This is a genomic window from Neisseria sp. P0009.S007 (assembly GCF_051962515.1).
In genome coordinates this window covers 1-720 of record NZ_JBQCVF010000787.1, presented here as the reverse complement: position 1 = coordinate 720, position 720 = coordinate 1, and the positions used below count along the sequence as shown (strand labels likewise).

Below are 720 nucleotides of genomic sequence, written 5' to 3'. Positions count from 1 at the left end.
CCGTAGGTCTTGGATAAGAAGGCTGATCTCATCATCTCCCCATGCGTAATTACGTTGATAAATAGGAATAATATATTTGTCTTTATTTAAATTTAATAATTCATTTATGGTTAATGTTTTTACGTAATCATTATTTGTTTTCATCTTTAATTTCCAAAATCTCTTTTATTTTAGGGTCTACATGTTTTGAAAAATTGACTTTTCCTGTTTGTTGAATAAAACGCATGACTTGTTCGGGTGTGATGGATCTTTCAATATAAGAAATTAATCCAGCTTTATCATGAACTTTATCATGAACTTTATTTTCAATGGTCTTAAAGGTAATACGCTGATATTCTACCCGAGTACGGTAAGCCCATAGAAAAGCTTTGGTTATAAATTCTTCAAAATGGCTTTCTCCAAATTTATCAAAGTAGAACAATACGGTACATTCAAATAAATTTCTAATGTATTTATCACCAGTTCGATAGCTGTATTTATGATTGTTTAAAAAATCCATTACTCCTTTTTCTAAATCAATTCCATTAATAGAATGAATTTTATCTAACAATCCATCCTTTTCTTTGAATAGTTTTGCATAGATGGCTGTGTAATGTTCAATGTAATCAAAGAAATATTTTCCATTGATTAACACTTGTGTGGCCTGAAATGCTGATATTGATCGATATAAAAATGGATTTTCATGTAATAATTTTTGTATGGCATGAGTAGCTAATATTC

2 protein-coding genes are annotated in these 720 nt (G+C 28.9%); both read right to left on the bottom strand.

Features of this window, described 5'->3' with window-relative positions; translation table 11 throughout:
* A partial coding sequence (locus ACTHS3_RS16365; protein WP_440368555.1) for a DUF262 domain-containing protein occupies positions 1-144 on the bottom strand: 144 nt, incomplete at its 3' end.
* A partial coding sequence (locus ACTHS3_RS16360) for a DUF7834 domain-containing protein (protein ID WP_440368554.1) occupies positions 131-720 on the bottom strand: 590 nt, incomplete at its 5' end. The genes ACTHS3_RS16365 and ACTHS3_RS16360, both read right to left, overlap by 14 nt.